General features: G+C 43.5%; 27 protein-coding genes and 1 pseudogene. 27 read left to right on the top strand and 1 reads right to left on the bottom strand.

Annotated features, from left to right (window positions below; genetic code table 11):
* Nucleotides 1–17: 17 nt before the first annotated feature.
* Nucleotides 18–1211 (bottom strand): PLP-dependent transferase, encoded by a 1194-nt coding sequence (locus FD716_RS15330; RefSeq protein ID WP_228714959.1) that lies wholly within the window; start codon nt 1209–1211, stop codon nt 18–20.
* A 155-nt stretch (nt 1212–1366) separates the two neighbouring features.
* Here FD716_RS15330 and FD716_RS15325 point away from each other — a divergent pair, with 155 nt between their 5' ends.
* The 27 genes and pseudogenes from FD716_RS15325 (at nt 1367) to rpsD (ending at nt 14505) form a co-directional block, all read left to right on the top strand.
* On the top strand, nt 1367–2095 hold the full coding sequence (locus tag FD716_RS15325; RefSeq protein WP_139853121.1) for a type 1 glutamine amidotransferase: 729 nt from the start codon (nt 1367–1369) through the stop codon (nt 2093–2095).
* Between the two features lie 258 nt (nt 2096–2353).
* A complete protein-coding gene (rpsJ, locus tag FD716_RS15320) occupies nt 2354–2665 on the top strand; it encodes a 30S ribosomal protein S10 (protein WP_004725677.1) in 312 nt (103 codons plus the stop codon).
* Between the two features lie 59 nt (nt 2666–2724).
* Nucleotides 2725–3363, top strand: a complete 639-nt coding sequence (rplC, locus tag FD716_RS15315; RefSeq protein WP_139853120.1) for a 50S ribosomal protein L3 — start codon at nt 2725–2727, stop codon at nt 3361–3363.
* An 11-nt stretch (nt 3364–3374) separates the two neighbouring features.
* Complete coding sequence (gene rplD / locus FD716_RS15310; RefSeq protein WP_139853119.1) at nt 3375–3977, top strand: 50S ribosomal protein L4; 603 nt, start codon at nt 3375–3377, stop codon at nt 3975–3977.
* The gene (rplW, locus tag FD716_RS15305) at nt 3974–4294 is read left to right on the top strand and encodes a 50S ribosomal protein L23 (protein WP_139853118.1); all 321 of its coding nucleotides are present in this window, start codon (nt 3974–3976) and stop codon (nt 4292–4294) included. Before rplD ends, rplW begins: the two co-directional genes overlap by 4 nt.
* Nucleotides 4295–4305: 11 nt before the next feature.
* The gene (gene rplB, locus FD716_RS15300) at nt 4306–5130 is read left to right on the top strand and encodes a 50S ribosomal protein L2 (protein ID WP_139853117.1); all 825 of its coding nucleotides are present in this window, start codon (nt 4306–4308) and stop codon (nt 5128–5130) included.
* Nucleotides 5131–5149: 19 nt separating this feature from the next.
* A complete protein-coding gene (gene rpsS, locus FD716_RS15295; protein WP_139853116.1) occupies nt 5150–5425 on the top strand; it encodes a 30S ribosomal protein S19 in 276 nt (91 codons plus the stop codon).
* Nucleotides 5426–5435: 10 nt separating this feature from the next.
* Nucleotides 5436–5765, top strand: a complete 330-nt coding sequence (gene rplV / locus FD716_RS15290) for a 50S ribosomal protein L22 (RefSeq protein ID WP_068889854.1) — start codon at nt 5436–5438, stop codon at nt 5763–5765.
* Between the two features lies 1 nt (nt 5766).
* A pseudogene (rpsC, locus tag FD716_RS15285) lies at nt 5767–6580 on the top strand (30S ribosomal protein S3); the annotation flags it as partial.
* The gene (gene rplP, locus FD716_RS15280; RefSeq protein ID WP_016654884.1) at nt 6523–6936 is read left to right on the top strand and encodes a 50S ribosomal protein L16; all 414 of its coding nucleotides are present in this window, start codon (nt 6523–6525) and stop codon (nt 6934–6936) included. The pseudogene rpsC and the gene rplP, both read left to right, overlap by 58 nt.
* Nucleotides 6936–7133: a 50S ribosomal protein L29 gene (gene rpmC, locus FD716_RS15275; protein ID WP_004934539.1), complete on the top strand. Its 198-nt coding sequence runs from the start codon at nt 6936–6938 to the stop codon at nt 7131–7133. Before rplP ends, rpmC begins: the two co-directional genes overlap by 1 nt.
* On the top strand, nt 7130–7387 hold the full coding sequence (gene rpsQ / locus FD716_RS15270; protein ID WP_139853114.1) for a 30S ribosomal protein S17: 258 nt from the start codon (nt 7130–7132) through the stop codon (nt 7385–7387). The genes rpmC and rpsQ overlap by 4 nt, the downstream gene beginning before the upstream one ends.
* Nucleotides 7388–7477: 90 nt before the next feature.
* Entirely contained in the window at nt 7478–7846 is a 369-nt protein-coding gene (gene rplN, locus FD716_RS15265; RefSeq protein ID WP_004725701.1) for a 50S ribosomal protein L14, read from the top strand.
* An 11-nt stretch (nt 7847–7857) separates the two neighbouring features.
* Nucleotides 7858–8178, top strand: a complete 321-nt coding sequence (rplX, locus tag FD716_RS15260; protein ID WP_139853113.1) for a 50S ribosomal protein L24 — start codon at nt 7858–7860, stop codon at nt 8176–8178.
* Nucleotides 8179–8193: 15 nt separating this feature from the next.
* On the top strand, nt 8194–8730 hold the full coding sequence (rplE, locus tag FD716_RS15255) for a 50S ribosomal protein L5 (RefSeq protein ID WP_139853112.1): 537 nt from the start codon (nt 8194–8196) through the stop codon (nt 8728–8730).
* Between the two features lie 9 nt (nt 8731–8739).
* On the top strand, nt 8740–9045 hold the full coding sequence (gene rpsN, locus FD716_RS15250) for a 30S ribosomal protein S14 (RefSeq protein WP_139853111.1): 306 nt from the start codon (nt 8740–8742) through the stop codon (nt 9043–9045).
* Nucleotides 9046–9056: 11 nt separating this feature from the next.
* On the top strand, nt 9057–9452 hold the full coding sequence (gene rpsH, locus FD716_RS15245) for a 30S ribosomal protein S8 (protein WP_139853110.1): 396 nt from the start codon (nt 9057–9059) through the stop codon (nt 9450–9452).
* A gap of 13 nt (nt 9453–9465) precedes the next feature.
* Nucleotides 9466–9999 carry a 50S ribosomal protein L6 gene (rplF, locus tag FD716_RS15240; RefSeq protein WP_139853109.1) on the top strand — a complete coding sequence of 178 codons (534 nt, stop codon included), beginning with the start codon at nt 9466–9468 and terminating at the stop codon, nt 9997–9999.
* Nucleotides 10000–10013: 14 nt separating this feature from the next.
* Nucleotides 10014–10364 carry a 50S ribosomal protein L18 gene (rplR, locus tag FD716_RS15235; RefSeq protein ID WP_139853108.1) on the top strand — a complete coding sequence of 117 codons (351 nt, stop codon included), beginning with the start codon at nt 10014–10016 and terminating at the stop codon, nt 10362–10364.
* A gap of 2 nt (nt 10365–10366) precedes the next feature.
* A complete protein-coding gene (rpsE, locus tag FD716_RS15230; protein ID WP_139853107.1) occupies nt 10367–10864 on the top strand; it encodes a 30S ribosomal protein S5 in 498 nt (165 codons plus the stop codon).
* Between the two features lie 6 nt (nt 10865–10870).
* Nucleotides 10871–11047: a 50S ribosomal protein L30 gene (gene rpmD, locus FD716_RS15225; RefSeq protein ID WP_139853106.1), complete on the top strand. Its 177-nt coding sequence runs from the start codon at nt 10871–10873 to the stop codon at nt 11045–11047.
* 3 nt (nt 11048–11050) lie between these two features.
* Entirely contained in the window at nt 11051–11491 is a 441-nt protein-coding gene (rplO, locus tag FD716_RS15220) for a 50S ribosomal protein L15 (protein ID WP_139853105.1), read from the top strand.
* Between the two features lie 45 nt (nt 11492–11536).
* Nucleotides 11537–12862 carry a preprotein translocase subunit SecY gene (gene secY / locus FD716_RS15215; RefSeq protein WP_171477111.1) on the top strand — a complete coding sequence of 442 codons (1326 nt, stop codon included), beginning with the start codon at nt 11537–11539 and terminating at the stop codon, nt 12860–12862.
* A gap of 20 nt (nt 12863–12882) precedes the next feature.
* Entirely contained in the window at nt 12883–12999 is a 117-nt protein-coding gene (gene rpmJ / locus FD716_RS15210; protein WP_000867907.1) for a 50S ribosomal protein L36, read from the top strand.
* Nucleotides 13000–13106: 107 nt separating this feature from the next.
* Nucleotides 13107–13463 carry a 30S ribosomal protein S13 gene (rpsM, locus tag FD716_RS15205; protein ID WP_004725722.1) on the top strand — a complete coding sequence of 119 codons (357 nt, stop codon included), beginning with the start codon at nt 13107–13109 and terminating at the stop codon, nt 13461–13463.
* A gap of 19 nt (nt 13464–13482) precedes the next feature.
* Nucleotides 13483–13869, top strand: coding sequence for a 30S ribosomal protein S11 (rpsK, locus tag FD716_RS15200; protein ID WP_004281491.1), 387 nt, complete (start codon nt 13483–13485; stop codon nt 13867–13869).
* Nucleotides 13870–13881: 12 nt separating this feature from the next.
* A complete protein-coding gene (rpsD, locus tag FD716_RS15195; protein WP_139853104.1) occupies nt 13882–14505 on the top strand; it encodes a 30S ribosomal protein S4 in 624 nt (207 codons plus the stop codon).
* Nucleotides 14506–14509: the final 4 nt, after the last annotated feature.

Below are 14509 nucleotides of genomic sequence, written 5' to 3'. Positions count from 1 at the left end.
TATGCGAATTTTATTGTTTATGGTGAATTCATTCGTTTTAATGCTTGGGCTATATCTTGTATTAAATCTTCTGGATGTTCTAGCCCGATACAAAATCTAACCAGAATGCCAGCATTTAAATGAGGGTGAGCCAAGTGGCGCATATCTTCAATTTGATAGAGCATGACTAGGCTGAGCGGACCACCCCAACTGAAGCCGAGTTTGAACAGTTGTAGATGGTCGCAGAAAGCACGAACAGCCTGCATGTCGAATTCTGGTTTAAACACTACACTGACCAGTCCAGCACTCAAGCCAGTTTGACAGATTTCCAGCCAATATTGATGTCCAGCGCTCTGTGGGTATGCAGGGTGTAAAACTTGAGAGAAAGCAGGCTGATGAATCAGCCAGTCCAAAACGGTTTGCGTACTTTTCGCATGTTGTGCATAGCGTAATGCCATAGAGCTCAGACTGCGTTGAACTTGCGCAGTATCATCAGCTGAAACGGCAATGCCTTGTAGGGCGTGCATGCGTAGTAAGCGATGGTGTAGGACTTTATCTTGAGTAATAATCGCACCCATTAAGATATCACCACCACCACTTGGATATTTGGTGAGTGCGTGGACGCTAATATCGACGGCTAAGTGCTCATCGCTGAGGTCAAAAGGGTTAAAGGCAAGTCCTGCACCCCAGGTATTGTCGAGTGCAATGCATACACCCGCTTGTTTGGCTTTTTTAATGAGTCCTTTTAGGTCAGGGAACTCTAAGCTAACTGAGCCTGCCGCTTCAAGCCAAAGCAGCTTTGCTTGCTTTGAGGGCTGAAAGCTTTGTGCATCTAAGCCATCATAAACTTTGACCACAATGCCATAACGCTTTTGAAGATCGCGCAAATGCTCCATATTTGGACCATAGATGTTATCTGCTACCCAAACTTCATCACCATGACTCAAGCAGCAACTATTCACTAGGTTGATAGCTGATAAACCACTTGGTGCGAGCAGGCAATGCTCACCTCCTTCATTTAGCGCAATTTGATCGGCCAGTGTATAGGTGGTTGGTGTGCCATGTGTGCCATAGCTATAATCATAATCATCTGTCCAGTGTCGATTAAACAGTGCATCCGTATTGTTAAATATAATGGTGGAAGCACGGAACAGCGGCGGTTGCACAGTAGAGATAAATTGTGGTGCTTTGCGTGTTGCATGAATAAGGCTGGTCTGTGGATGTCTTTTCACAAGAATACTCATAAATTTTATGAATTAAGTTATGTTTGAAGCAAAGCATATTAATGAAGAGGAGCAAAGCAAAAAATTGTGAACCAAGATAAATAAAAGAATGATTGGCTTTATTTTTGCAGATTAAAAGAAATTAAAAATAGAGTGGGTGAAACATAATGAAAAAATTAAAAGTACATTATTTTCTTCATATTGCAGGGGAAGGTTTTGGGAGTTGTTATGAATATCTCAAGTCCTTGGGGGCTGAGATTAGCGCTACGGAATTTTTTGCATTACCTATTGATTTTGCATTAGAAGTTGATGCGCTTCCGAGTGTCGATGATGTCGACTTACTGCTTGTTATGGGTGGGGCGATGAGTGTAAATGATGAAGTTAATTTTCCATGGTTGAGGGTGGAGAAGCGTTGGATTCGTCGTTATTTGGCTGCATCTAAACCTGCGATTGGTTTATGTTTAGGGGGGCAATTAATCGCAAATTCATTGGGTGCAAATGTTCAACGAAATGCTGAACAAGAGTTGGGTTGGACAACGGTTTATCCAAGTGCTTATGTTCCAAAAGGTTATTTTAGTTTATCGAGTGAAATAAATATTATGCAGTGGCATAGTGAGACTTTTGATATCCCCAAAGGCGCTGTTCGACTGGCCGAAAATGCGGTTTGTTCAAACCAACTTTTTCAAATTGGAACAAACGTATTGGGCTTCCAATTTCACCCTGAAATTACACCTGATGCACTTAAAGTTTTTATTGAACATGAGCGTGAGGAATTGGTTTTTGATGGTGTAAATGTGCAGCCTTTACATACGCTCGAAATGACCAGGAAGTCAGACTTTATTATTGGTAATCAATTGCTTAATCAAGCTATTGATTATGTTCTAAAGCATTAATCATGATGTCTAGGCTACATCAGGTTTTATATACAATTAAAATGGATAAAAAGCCTAAATAGGTTTGCTTAATGCTTAAACAGTAGCTATAATGGGCAACCCTTGAATAGCAAGGGCTAAACGATAAATTAGTCGTTTAGATCGTTACAGTCATGGCATCGATCATGACCTTAGTGATTTTCACTGCCTTTGACACTTACCAATGGGTGAGCTGCGTCAAAGGTGATTCTTTATGTTTTTGGCTTGGAGTTTACTGGTATGTCTAACCAGAGAATCCGTATCCGTCTTAAGTCTTTTGATCATCGTCTGATTGATCAATCGTCTCAAGAGATCGTAGAAACCGCTAAGCGTACTGGAGCACAAGTGTGTGGTCCAATCCCGATGCCTACACGCATCGAACGCTTCAACGTTCTTACTTCACCGCATGTAAATAAAGATGCGCGTGATCAGTATGAAATCCGCACTTACAAGCGTTTGATCGATATCGTTCAGCCTACAGATAAAACTGTTGATGCTTTAATGAAATTAGATCTTGCAGCTGGTGTTGATGTTCAGATCGCATTGGGTTAAGGCTTTCGGTTAATTAACGAATAAAGTTAATTAAGCCGCTTTTTAAGAGGTTTACACACATGGCTATTGGTTTAGTCGGTCGTAAGTGCGGTATGACCCGTATTTTTACGGAAGCCGGCGTCTCTGTGCCAGTTACGGTGATCGAAGTTGATCCAAACCGTATCACTCAAATCAAAACGCTTGAAACTGATGGTTATCAAGCGATTCAGATTACTACTGGCGAACGTCGCGAATCTCGTGTAACAAATGCTCAGAAAGGTCACTTCGCTAAAGCGGGTGTTGCTGCTGGTCGTTTAGTTCAAGAGTTCCGTGCTACTGAAGCTGACCTTGAAGGTCGTGAAGTTGGTGGTACTATCGGTGTTGATTTGTTCACAGTTGGTCAAGTAATTGATGTAACTGGTCAATCAAAAGGTAAAGGTTTCCAAGGTGGTGTTAAGCGTTGGAATTTCCGTACCCAAGATGCAACTCACGGTAACTCGCTTTCACACCGTGTTTTAGGTTCAACTGGTCAAAACCAGACACCTGGACGCGTGTTTAAAGGTAAGAAAATGGCCGGCCATATGGGCGCTGAACGTGTAACCGTACAGGGTCTTGAGGTTGTATCTATCGACGCAGAACGCTCAATTCTTGTAGTTAAAGGTGCAATTCCTGGCGCTACTGGTGGTGACGTTATTGTTCGTCCTACGATCAAGGCTTGAGGGGAAATTACGTGAATTTACAAACTGTTTCCGGCTCTGCTGTTGAATTGTCTGAAGTTGCTTTCGGTCGCGAATTTAATGAAGCGCTTGTACACCAGGTTGTTACAGCTTATTTAGCTGGCGGCCGTCAAGGTTCTCGCGCTCAGAAATCACGTGCAGACGTATCTGGCGGTGGCAGAAAGCCATTCCGTCAAAAAGGTACAGGCCGTGCGCGTGCTGGTTCTATTCGTAGCCCAATCTGGGTTGGTGGTGGTAAAACTTTTGCTGCTCGTCCACAAGATTGGTCTCAAAAAGTTAACCGCAAAATGTATCGTGGCGCAATGCAATGTATCTTAGCTGAACTTGTTCGCCAAGATCGTCTTGTGTTAGTTGAAGAGTTTTCTGTTGCAGCTCCAAAAACTAAAGAATTGCTTGCTAAACTGAACGACTTAAATGCCACTCGCGCATTGATCGTTACAGAAGCTGTAGATGAGAATCTATATCTTGCAGCTCGTAACCTTCCGCACGTTGATGTGGTTGATGCTGCTGCAATCGATCCTGTTGGCTTGATCGCGTTCGATAAAGTTATTATGTCTGTTGCTGCTGCTAAGAAGATTGAGGTAGAACTCGGATGAATAACGAACGTATCTATCAAGTCCTTCAAGGGCCTGTATTCTCAGAAAAAGCACAAGCTTTAGGTGATACTGCTGGTGTTCAAGTTTTTAAAGTTGCAGTTGATGCAAATAAACTTGAAATCAAAAAAGCAGTAGAGCAACTCTTTGGTGTTGAAGTGTTGAAAGTAAACACAACAATTACTAAAGGTAAAACTAAACGCTTTGGTAAAACATTAGGACGCCGTTCTGATGTTAAAAAAGCATACGTCACCCTGAAAGCTGGCCAAGATGTTGAAATGGCTGACTTGGGCGATACCGCTGAAAGCGCAGCGGAATAAGGACGAAATTTATGCCAATTCAAAAATGTAAGCCAACGTCTCCGGGACGTCGCTTTGTAGAGAAAGTGGTTCATGACCATCTCCACAAAGGCGCACCTCATGCACCGTTGACAGAGGCTAAAAAACGTACTGGTGGTCGTAATAACAACGGTCACATCACGACTCGTCACATTGGTGGTGGTCATAAACAACAGTACCGTATAGTTGACTTCAAACGTAACAAAGATGGCATTCCAGCCACTGTTGAACGTATTGAATACGATCCTAACCGTACCGCACACATTGCTTTAGTTTTGTATGCTGATGGCGAACGTCGTTACATTATTGCACCTAAAGGTTTACGTGCTGGTGATAAAGTACAGTCTGGTAACGATGCTCCAATTCGTCCAGGTAACTGCTTGCCACTTCGCAACATGCCTATCGGTTCTACACTACATAACATTGAACTTAAAATCGGTAAAGGCGCGCAATTAGCTCGTTCAGCTGGTACTTCTGTTCAGTTGTTGGGTCGTGACGGTTCTTACGCAATTCTACGTCTGCGTTCAGGCGAAATGCGTAAAGTGCATGTTGAATGCCGCGCTGTAATTGGTGAAGTTTCTAACCAAGAAAGCAACCTTCGTTCATTGGGTAAAGCTGGTGCTTCACGCTGGCGTGGTGTTCGTCCTACCGTTCGTGGTATGGCGATGAACCCAGTTGATCACCCGCACGGTGGTGGTGAAGGGCGTAATAAAGGTATTCAGCCTGTAAGCCCATGGGGTCAAAAAGCGAAAGGGTACAAAACACGTACCAATAAGCGTACGACTAAGATGATCATTCGCGACCGTCGCGTTAAGTAACAAGTAAAGGAATCTGACAATGCCTCGTTCTCTGAAAAAAGGCCCATTCGTCGATGCGCACTTGTTCGCTAAGGTTGAAGCGGCTGTAGCGAGTAATACTCGTAAGCCGATCAAAACTTGGTCGCGTCGTTCGATGATCCTCCCGGATTTTGTTGGTCTAACAATTTCTGTTCATAATGGCCGTAACCATGTTCCAGTGATTGTATCTGAACATATGGTTGGTCATAAACTCGGTGAATTCGCGCCAACTCGTACCTATCGTGGTCACGGTGTTGACAAGAAGTCTAAACGTTAAGGTGCTCACAATGGAAGTAACTGCTAAATTACGCGGTGCCGCCATCTCGGCACAAAAAACACGTTTGGTTGCAGATTTAATTCGTGGCAAGTCAATTGCTCACGCATTAAACATCTTGAACTTCAGCAACAAAAAAGCTGCTGTTCTTGTAAAAAAAGCTTTGGAATCTGCAATTGCAAACGCTGAACATAATAACAGTTTAGATGTAGACGACCTTAAAGTTTCTACGATTTACGTTGATGAAGGCACTAGCCTGAAACGTATTTTGCCACGTGCTAAAGGCCGTGCGGATCGTATTACTAAGCGTACTTGTCACATCACCGTTAAGGTAGGGGTTTGATATGGGTCAGAAGGTTCATCCAATCGGTATCCGCCTAGGTGTTGTGAAACGTCATAACGCTAACTGGTATGCGAGTCCGAAACAATACGCTGAATATTTGCTTAAAGATCTTCAAGTTCGTGAGTTTTTGAATAAAAAACTTAAAAGCGCGATGATCAGCAATATTCTTATCGAACGTCCTACAGGTGCTGCTAAAGTAACAATTAGCACTGCTCGTCCAGGTATCGTAATCGGTAAAAAAGGCGAAGATATTGAGAAATTACAGCGTGAACTCACCACAATCATGGGTGTTCCAGCGCAAGTAAGTATCAACGAAATCGATCGCCCAGATTTAGACGCACGTCTTGTTGCTGAAGCAATTGCTTCTCAACTAGAAAAGCGTGTTATGTTCCGTCGTGCTATGAAGCGTGCGGTACAAAACACAATGCGTGCTGGCGCTAAAGGTATCAAAGTTGAAGTTTCAGGTCGTCTAGGTGGTGCAGAGATTGCGCGTACTGAGTGGTATCGTGAAGGTCGTGTACCTTTACATACGCTTCGTGCAGACATCGACTATTCATCTGTACGTGCTGAAACAACTTACGGTACGATTGGCGTTAAAGTTTGGATTTTCCGCGGTGAAATCTTGGGTGGCATGAAGCAAGTCATGAACCCAGCACCAGCTGAAGAACGTCCAGCTAAACGTGGTCGCGGTCGTGGTGAAGGTCAGGAGCGTCGTGGTCGTCGCAATGATCGTTCTGCTGAAAAGGGAGAATAATCCATGTTGCAACCTAAACGTACTAAATTCCGTAAAGTGCAAAAAGGCCGTAACACTGGTCTTGCGCATCGTGGCAGTACAGTATCATTTGGTACAATCGCACTTAAATCAGTTGAACGTGGTCGTATGACTGCGCGTCAAATTGAAGCAGCGCGTCGTACCATTAGCCGTCGTGTAAAACGTGGTGGTAAAATCTTCATCCGTGTATTTCCAGACAAACCAATTACTCAAAAACCATTAGAAGTACGTATGGGTAAAGGTAAAGGTAGTGTGGAGTACTGGGTTTGCGAAATCAAACCAGGTAAGATCCTGTACGAAATGGAAGGTGTGAACGAAGAATTAGCACGTGAAGCGTTTGCGCTTGCTGCTGCTAAGCTTCCGTTTAAAACCACTATCGTGACTCGGACGGTAATGTAATGAAAACTAAAGATCTACGTGAAAAATCGGTAGAAGAATTGAAAGCTTTGCTTGATGAGCAACAGCTTAACCAATTCCGTCTTCGTATGGCGAAAGCGACGGGTCAATTGGGTAAATCGCACGAAGTGCAAGTTGCTCGTAAGACTGTTGCACGTATTAAGACACTCCTCACCGAAAAACAGGGGAACGGACAATGAGTGAAAATGTAGTCCGCACGTTAACCGGCAAAGTAGTAAGCGACAAAATGGACAAGTCTATTGTTGTACTTATCGAACGCCGCGTTCAACACCCGTTGTATGGCAAATCACTTCGCCGTTCAACTAAATTACACGCTCATGATGAGAACAACACTGCTAAAACTGGCGATGTTGTAACCATTAAAGAAAGCCGCCCAATTTCTAAAACTAAAGCTTGGGCTTTAGTGGAAGTCGTTGAAGCAGCTGCTGAGTAATTAGGTTCTTGTTGCATCATCGGTCAATTTCGAGTACTCTTTGAGCCTTTCGAAATTGCGACCGGTGATGCTCGGTTTTGGAGTAGGGCAATGATTCAAACCGAAAGTATGCTCGACGTAGCAGACAATAGTGGTGCACGCCGCGTACAATGTATTAAAGTACTAGGTGGTTCACACCGTCGTTATGCTTCTGTTGGCGATATTATTAAAGTTACTGTAAAAGAAGCAATTCCGCGTGGCCGTGTTAAAAAAGGCGACGTGATGAATGCAGTGGTTGTTCGTACAAAATTTGGTATTCGTCGTCCAGATGGTTCAGTGATCCGTTTTGATGATAATGCTGCTGTTATTTTAAATAATAACAAGGCTCCGATTGCCACTCGTATTTTTGGACCAGTGACTCGTGAACTTCGTACTGAACAGTTCATGAAAATCATTTCATTGGCTCCTGAAGTTCTATAATAGAGGCAATCATGGCTAAGATTAAGAAAAACGATCAAGTAATTGTGATCGCAGGTAAAGAGAAAGGCAAACAGGGTACTGTTTTGTCTGTATCTAACGATCGAGTTAAGGTTGAAGGCCTTAACTTGGTGAAGAAGCATCAAAAGCCGAACCGTGCAACTGGTACTGAAGGTAGTATCGTTACACAAGAAGCTTCGCTTCATATCTCAAACGTGGCAGTTTTTAATGCTACAACCCAAAAGGCTGACCGTGTTGGTTACCAGTTTGATGCAGAAGGCACGAAAGTTCGTGTTTATAAATCAAATGGTGAATCAGTGGCGGCGGCGAAGTAATAGGTTGAAAAGGCAATGGCCAGACTTAGAACACGTTATAACGAAGAACTTAAGACTCAACTGAAAGATACGTTGGCTCTTGAGAATGTAATGCAAATTCCGCGTATTACAAAAATTACGATCAACATGGGTGTTGGTGCTGCTTCAGCTGATAAGAAATTATTAGATGGCGCACTTTCTGATATGCAAGCAATTGCAGGTCAAAAACCAGTACTTACTCTTGCGCGTAAATCTATCGCTGGTTTTAAAATCCGTGATGGTTGGCCGATCGGTTGTAAAGTTACTTTACGCGGCGACCAAATGTACGAATTCTTGGACCGTTTGATCTCAATCGCAATCCCTCGTATCCGTGACTTCCGTGGTTTCTCAGCGAAATCTTTCGACGGTCGTGGTAACTACTCGATGGGCTTGAAAGAACAGATCGTTTTCCCTGAAATCGATTATGACAAGATTGATCGTATTCGTGGTATGGATATTACTATTACTACGACTGCTCGCACCGATGACGAAGGCCGTGCGCTTATGCGTGCATTCGGCTTCCCGTTTAAATAAGAGGTCGATATGGCTAAGAAAGGTATGATTAATCGCGAATTAAAACGCGAACAGACCGTTGCTAAATACGCTGCAAAACGTGCTGAATTAAAAGCAACGATTGCAAATGTAAATGCAACTGACGAAGAGCGTTTTGAAGCGATGATGAAATTTCAAGCATTGCCGCGTAACGCATCTCCAGTGCGTTTGCGTAACCGCTGTGGTTTAACTGGTCGTCCTCATGGTTACTTCCGTAAGTTCGGCTTAAGCCGTAACAAATTACGCGAAACAGTAATGCAAGGTGATGTACCGGGCGTTGTTAAGGCAAGCTGGTAAGGAGCGACTAGATGAGTATGCAAGATACCGTTGCCGACATGCTAACCCGTGTTCGTAACGCACAAATGGCTAAGAAACAAACCGTTTCTATGCCGAATTCTAAGTTGAAGGTTGCTATTGCAAACGTTCTTCAACAAGAAGGTTATGTTTCAGATGTAGGTGTTGCTGATTTAGAAGGCAAACCAACTTTGACCATCACTTTAAAATATTTCGAAGGCAAACCAGTTATCGAAACTGTGAAACGCGTAAGCCGTCCAGGTCTACGTCAGTATCGCGGTAAAGATAAATTACCGAGCGTTAAGCAAGGTTTGGGTATTGCAATTGTTTCTACAAGCCAAGGCATCATGACTGATCGCGCTGCACGCTCTGCGGGCATCGGTGGTGAAGTTATTGCTTTTGTTTCTTAATAGGTGATTCCTCATGTCTCGTGTGGCTAAAGCCCCAGTAACTGTGCCGAATGGTGTAACAGTTACTCAGAACGGCCGGCAGGTCGAAGTGAAAGGCAGCAAAGGTACATTGTCTTTCAACCTGCATGCGCTGGTCGAGCTCAAACAGGAAGATGGTGCTCTGCACATTGCTCCAGCAAAAGAGTCGAGAGACGGCTGGATGCAAGCAGGTACTGCTCGCGCTGTTTTAAATAACCTTGTGAAAGGTGTTAATGAAGGCTTTGAACGTAAGCTACAACTGATCGGTGTCGGTTATAAAGCTGCAGTTAAAGGTAACGTTGTTAACCTTAACCTCGGTTTTTCTCACCCAATTGATTATGCACTTCCAGAAGGTGTAACTGCTGAAACTCCAATCGCGACTGAAATCGTGTTGAAGTCTGCAAATAAACAATTGTTAGGTCAAGTGGCTGCTGATATTCGCTCTTACCGTTCTCCTGAACCTTATAAAGGTAAAGGTGTTCGTTATTCGGATGAAGTTGTTCTTCGTAAAGAAGCTAAGAAGAAATAGGGCGCGAGGTTCTTATGAACGAAAAGAAACAATCCCGTTTGCGTCGTGCGAAAAGCACACGCTTGCACATCCGTGCATTGGGTGCGACTCGTTTGTGTGTAAACCGCACTCCGCGTCACATCTATGCTCAATTGATTTCAGCCGATGGTGGCAAAGTTTTAGCGCAAGCTTCAACTTTAGACGCTACTTTACGCGCTGGTGCTACGGGTAATACCGAAGCAGCGAGTAAAGTAGGTGCTTTAATCGCAGAACGTGCCAAAGCAGCTGGTGTAACTAAAGTTGCATTTGACCGTTCTGGTTTTAAATATCATGGTCGTATTAAAGCCTTGGCTGATGCTGCCCGTGAAGGCGGCTTGGAGTTCTAATCATGGCGAAAGTTGAACAAAACGAAGGTCTCGTTGAAAAGCTGGTTGCCGTTGATCGTGTAGCCAAGGTTGTTAAAGGTGGTCGTATCTTCTCTTTCACAGCATTGACTGTGGTAGGTGATGGTAATGGTCGCGTCGGTTTTGGTCGTGGTAAAGCACGTGAAGTTCCAGCTGCTATTTCTAAAGCACTTGAAGCTGCTCGTCGTAACATGATTACTATCGAACTTGCTGAAGGCACTTTACAACACCCAATTAATGCTCGTCATGGCGCTAGCCGTGTTTTCATGCAGCCTGCTTCTGAAGGTACTGGCGTAATTGCTGGTGGTTCTATGCGTGCTGTACTTGAAGCTGCTGGTGTACGTAACGTATTGACGAAATGCTATGGTTCTACCAATGCTGCTAACGTAGTAAACGCAACTTTTAATGGTTTGCGTGATATGACTTCTCCTGAGAAAGTCGCTGCGAAACGTGGTCTTTCAGTAGAACAAATTTTAGGGTAATCAATCATGAAAACGATTAAAGTTACCCAGATCAAATCTTCATCACATCGTTTGAAAAATCACAAACTTTGTCTACAAGGTTTAGGTCTGCGTCGTATTGGTCATACTGTAGAAGTGCAAGATACGCCTTCTAACCGTGGTATGGTCAACAAAGTTTACTATATGGTTAGTGTAGAGGAATAAGCCATGACTCTGCGTTTAAATGAACTTGCACCTGCAGAAGGTGCTAAACGTGAAAATCTTCGCGTGGGTCGTGGTATAGGCTCTGGCGTTGGTAAAACAGGTGGTCGCGGTGTTAAAGGACAAAAATCACGTAAAAGTGGTGGCGTTCGTCCGGGCTTTGAAGGTGGTCAAACTGCATTATATCGTCGTTTGCCTAAATTCGGTTTTACTAGCCAAATTGCTTTGAAAACTGCTGAAGTACGTTTGTCTGAACTTGCTAAAGTAGAAGGCGATCTTGTTAGTCTTGAAACTTTGAAAGCAGCTAACGTTGTGCGTAAAGATATGTTACGTGCTCGTATCGTTCTTTCTGGTGAAGTGACTCGTGCATTTACTGTACAAGGTGTTCCATTGACTAAAGGCGCTAAAGCTGCTCTTGAAGCTGCTGGCGGTAAAGTCGAGGAGTAATCGCGAGTGAGTATGTCTCCTAGTTCTTCAGGTCATGTTCACATGATGAAAGGTCAACCATTTCATGTGAAATACCGTGAAATTATTCGTCGATTAATGTTCTTAGTTGGCGCATTGGTCGTCTTTCGACTAGGAACGCATATTCCTTTGCCAGGTATCGATAATGTCGCCTTAGCAGGTTTTTTCAAGCAAAATGAAGGTACTTTCATTGGCTTGTTTAACATGTTCTCAGGCGGAGCATTAGAACGGATGTCTATTCTAGCTTTGGGTATCATGCCTTACATCTCTGCATCGATTATCGTGCAGTTGATGTCAACGGTAGTACCATCGCTAGAAGCATTGAAAAAAGAAGGTGAGCAGGGTAAGCGTAAGATTAATCAATATACGCGTTATGGCACACTTTTACTTGCAATAGTACAAGGCATAGGCATGTGTGCTGGCTTGGTTGCTCAGGGTATTACCTTGACTTCTGGTCTTGCATTCATGGTTCCTGCATTGACCTCTTTGGTTGCAGGGACAATGTTCTTGATGTGGTTGGGAGAACAGATTACCGAACGTGGTATCGGTAACGGGATCTCAATGATTATCTTTGCAGGTATTGTGGCAGGTTTACCAGGGCTTGTTGCTCAATCATTTTCTTCGGCAAATGATGGAACTAGCAGCATTGGTATGATCGGTCTTGTCGTGTTTGGATTGCTCTCTGTAGCAGTCCTTGCTGCGATCGTGTTTATTGAAAAAGCTCAACGTCGAATCACTGTCAACTATGCTCAAAAGCAGCAAGGTCGTCGCGTATTTACTGCACAGCAAACGCACTTGCCTTTGAAGATTAATATGGCTGGGGTCATTCCCGCAATCTTCGCAAGTTCGTTACTGCTCTTTCCTGCAAGCTTAGGCCAATGGTTAGGTAGCACTGAAGCTGATGCAAGTTTTTTCCAGCAGACCTTACAAACTTTGGCATTAGAATTATCGCCTGGACGACCGTTTTATTTGGTGCTCTTCGGTGCGTTAATTATCTTTTTCTGCTACTTCTATACAGCGCTTGTATTTAGCCCTAAAGAAGTTTCAGAGAATTTGAAACGCAGTGGAGCTTATGTACCTGGTATTCGCCCAGGTGAGCAAACTGCTCGTTATTTAGATCATATTCTTAGTCGTTTGACGTTTATTGGTGCAATTTACATTACAGTGATTTGTTTGATGCCAATGATTTTGCAAAGTTCTTTCGGTATTCCATTCACTTTGGGTGGTACCTCTTTGCTGATTGTTGTCGTCGTAGTTATGGATTTCATGGCTCAACTTCAAGCTCACTTAACGTCGCATCAGTATGACAATCAATCACTAATGAAGAAAACGACTGCTCATCCTAAGGGATAAGCGCACTTAGAGGTTTCATTATGAAAGTTCAAGCTTCTGTAAAGAAAATTTGTGGTAGCTGTAAAGTTATCCGTCGTAATGGGGTAATTCGCGTAATTTGTAGCGCAGAACCTCGTCATAAACAACGTCAAGGTTAATTTATTAATCAAGACCTGTTGATTTCAGTAGGCAAATTAGGTTACTATCCGCCCCTCAAGATTTGTGGGGCGGTTGATTATCTCTGCTGCCTTTTTGGAGAAAATGAATGGCTCGTATTGCCGGTGTAAACATTCCGGATAACAAGCATGCTGTTATCTCTCTCACTTATATTTTTGGTATTGGTCGCCATACTGCTAAGAACATCTTAGCTGCTGCTGGTATTACCACCACCACTAAAATTCGTGAATTAGATGATGCTCAGCTTGATGCGATTCGTGCAGAAGTTGCCAAGGTTCCGACCGAAGGTGATTTACGTCGCGAAATTTCCATGAACATTAAACGTTTAATGGATTTAGGCTGCTACCGCGGTCTTCGTCATCGTCGCAGCTTGCCTGTTCGCGGACAACGCACCAAAACTAACGCACGTACCCGTAAAGGTCCGCGCAAACCTATTAAGAAATAAGATTTCTGGAAGCTAAAAGATGGCTAAAGATACTCGCGCACGCAAGAAGGTCACCCGTACCGTCTCTGAAGGTGTTGCACACATTCACGCTTCTTTTAATAACACCATTGTGACTATTACCGATCGTCAAGGTAATGCACTGGCTTGGGCCACTTCAGGTGGACAAGGCTTCCGTGGATCACGTAAATCAACTCCGTTTGCTGCTCAGGTAGCTGCTGAAGTTGCTGGTAAAGCAGCTTTAGACTACGGATTGAAAAACTTGGACGTCCTTGTAAAAGGTCCTGGTCCAGGTCGTGAATCTGCGGTTCGTGCTTTAGGTGCAGTGGGTTATAAAATTAATAGCATTACCGATGTGACACCAATTCCTCACAACGGTTGCCGTCCACCTAAAAAACGTCGCGTCTAAGGAGAAACATTCATGGCTCGTTATATTGGTCCAAAATGCAAACTCTCTCGCCGCGAAGGGACAGACCTGCAACTTAAATCTGGCGTCAAACCATTTGACGTCAAAACAAAAAAACATGCTAAAGCGCCTGGCCAACATGGCCAAAGCCGTGCAAAACAGTCTGAGTACTCACTACAATTACGTGAAAAACAAAAAGTACGTCGTATGTACGGTGTGTTAGAGCGTCAATTTAGTAACTACTACAAAGAAGCAGCTCGTGTAAAAGGTGCAACAGGTGAAAACTTGTTGAAACTGCTTGAAAGCCGCATTGATAACGTTGTTTATCGCATGGGTTTTGGTTCTACACGTGCAGAAGCTCGTCAGCTGGTATCTCACCGTAGCATTACTTTAAATGGTCGTCGTGTTAACATTGCGTCTATTCAAGTTAAAGCTGGTGATGTTGTTGCAGTTCACGAAGGTGCTAAACCACAATTACGTATTAAAAACGCAATTGAGTTAGCAGCTCAACGTGGTATTCCTTCTTGGATGGATGTTGATCATTCTAAATTAGAAGGTACATTTAAAGCTGCACCAGATCGTTCTGATTTACCTGCTGAAATCAACGAAAGCTTGATTGTAGAATTGTATTCTAAATAATCCT

The sequence above is a fragment of the Acinetobacter pullicarnis genome, assembly GCF_006352475.1.
GTDB classification, from domain to species: domain Bacteria; phylum Pseudomonadota; class Gammaproteobacteria; order Pseudomonadales; family Moraxellaceae; genus Acinetobacter; species Acinetobacter pullicarnis.
This window is presented reverse-complemented; position numbering and strand designations above follow the sequence as displayed.

Excerpts from the sequence above, each read along its gene's own strand:
- rpsJ (WP_004725677.1), top strand. The coding sequence starts at position 2,354 with ATGTCTAACCAGAGAATCCGTATCCGTCTTAAGTCTTTTGATCATCGT.
- rplC (WP_139853120.1), top strand. The coding sequence starts at position 2,725 with ATGGCTATTGGTTTAGTCGGTCGTAAGTGCGGTATGACCCGTATTTTT.
- rplW (WP_139853118.1), top strand. The coding sequence starts at position 3,974 with ATGAATAACGAACGTATCTATCAAGTCCTTCAAGGGCCTGTATTCTCA.
- rplB (WP_139853117.1), top strand. The coding sequence starts at position 4,306 with ATGCCAATTCAAAAATGTAAGCCAACGTCTCCGGGACGTCGCTTTGTA.
- rpsS (WP_139853116.1), top strand. The coding sequence starts at position 5,150 with ATGCCTCGTTCTCTGAAAAAAGGCCCATTCGTCGATGCGCACTTGTTC.
- rplV (WP_068889854.1), top strand. The coding sequence starts at position 5,436 with ATGGAAGTAACTGCTAAATTACGCGGTGCCGCCATCTCGGCACAAAAA.
- rplP (WP_016654884.1), top strand. The coding sequence starts at position 6,523 with ATGTTGCAACCTAAACGTACTAAATTCCGTAAAGTGCAAAAAGGCCGT.
- rpmC (WP_004934539.1), top strand. The coding sequence starts at position 6,936 with ATGAAAACTAAAGATCTACGTGAAAAATCGGTAGAAGAATTGAAAGCT.
- rpsQ (WP_139853114.1), top strand. The coding sequence starts at position 7,130 with ATGAGTGAAAATGTAGTCCGCACGTTAACCGGCAAAGTAGTAAGCGAC.
- rplN (WP_004725701.1), top strand. The coding sequence starts at position 7,478 with ATGATTCAAACCGAAAGTATGCTCGACGTAGCAGACAATAGTGGTGCA.
- rplX (WP_139853113.1), top strand. The coding sequence starts at position 7,858 with ATGGCTAAGATTAAGAAAAACGATCAAGTAATTGTGATCGCAGGTAAA.
- rplE (WP_139853112.1), top strand. The coding sequence starts at position 8,194 with ATGGCCAGACTTAGAACACGTTATAACGAAGAACTTAAGACTCAACTG.
- rpsN (WP_139853111.1), top strand. The coding sequence starts at position 8,740 with ATGGCTAAGAAAGGTATGATTAATCGCGAATTAAAACGCGAACAGACC.
- rpsH (WP_139853110.1), top strand. The coding sequence starts at position 9,057 with ATGAGTATGCAAGATACCGTTGCCGACATGCTAACCCGTGTTCGTAAC.
- rplF (WP_139853109.1), top strand. The coding sequence starts at position 9,466 with ATGTCTCGTGTGGCTAAAGCCCCAGTAACTGTGCCGAATGGTGTAACA.
- rplR (WP_139853108.1), top strand. The coding sequence starts at position 10,014 with ATGAACGAAAAGAAACAATCCCGTTTGCGTCGTGCGAAAAGCACACGC.
- rpsE (WP_139853107.1), top strand. The coding sequence starts at position 10,367 with ATGGCGAAAGTTGAACAAAACGAAGGTCTCGTTGAAAAGCTGGTTGCC.
- rpmD (WP_139853106.1), top strand. The coding sequence starts at position 10,871 with ATGAAAACGATTAAAGTTACCCAGATCAAATCTTCATCACATCGTTTG.
- rplO (WP_139853105.1), top strand. The coding sequence starts at position 11,051 with ATGACTCTGCGTTTAAATGAACTTGCACCTGCAGAAGGTGCTAAACGT.
- secY (WP_171477111.1), top strand. The coding sequence starts at position 11,537 with ATGAAAGGTCAACCATTTCATGTGAAATACCGTGAAATTATTCGTCGA.
- rpmJ (WP_000867907.1), top strand. The coding sequence starts at position 12,883 with ATGAAAGTTCAAGCTTCTGTAAAGAAAATTTGTGGTAGCTGTAAAGTT.
- rpsM (WP_004725722.1), top strand. The coding sequence starts at position 13,107 with ATGGCTCGTATTGCCGGTGTAAACATTCCGGATAACAAGCATGCTGTT.
- rpsK (WP_004281491.1), top strand. The coding sequence starts at position 13,483 with ATGGCTAAAGATACTCGCGCACGCAAGAAGGTCACCCGTACCGTCTCT.
- rpsD (WP_139853104.1), top strand. The coding sequence starts at position 13,882 with ATGGCTCGTTATATTGGTCCAAAATGCAAACTCTCTCGCCGCGAAGGG.